General features: G+C 49.5%; 1 pseudogene. It reads right to left on the bottom strand.

Annotation, left to right across the window (positions count from 1 at the left end):
- A pseudogene (locus R7Z49_RS26130) lies at positions 1-612 on the bottom strand (flagellar hook-length control protein FliK); the annotation flags it as partial.

The raw sequence follows: 612 nt of genomic DNA, 5'->3' as shown, positions 1-612 counted from the left end.
AATGCACCTGAGGTGTTCGCCTGAGCTTGTTGCATTGCTGAAGCATCCATTACAGGAGGCGCAGTCAGGTTTTGCCATTCAGTTGATTGAGACTGTAGCTTCTCAATATCAATCGGCTTTCCATTGGCATCTAAGATTGGTTCCAGTTGCTGATCGGCCGCCAAATTCACTTGCTCAACAGAAGGCGTCGATTGCAACGCTGCTAGCGCTTTTGCGTCCTCTGGTTCGACCAGTTTCGACACTGGAGCAGAGAAAGAGGTTGCTTGCGTCGTCTGTAGAGGCAAACCCTTGCCGCTATCAACAAAAGAATCATTGGTTTGCAATGCTTGGTTCGCTTGTTCAATACGACCGAGTAGTTGCTGACCTTCTCCCATCGCACTGGCCACCGTTATCTTATCTTGCGAGTCTGTGTTCTGAGCGCTTTGTTTTGAATCCAACTGAGCCTCTGACTCCATTGGCGACAAAGCTTGCTTCGCTACGACGGGGGCTTTACCTTCTTCTTGAAATGCTTCCGAAGTTTGCTCGGATTCGTCAGCAACGGCTTTTACGCCTTCATGCTCTAGCAATGCATCAGCCGCTTTTCCATCGACACTCTCACGATTCGGGACTGAT

The organism is Vibrio sp. 1562, assembly GCF_033340155.1.
Lineage (GTDB): Bacteria > Pseudomonadota > Gammaproteobacteria > Enterobacterales > Vibrionaceae > Vibrio > Vibrio alginolyticus.
The sequence above is the reverse complement of the archived record's forward strand: the minus strand, read 5'-3'. Positions and strand labels throughout refer to the sequence as shown.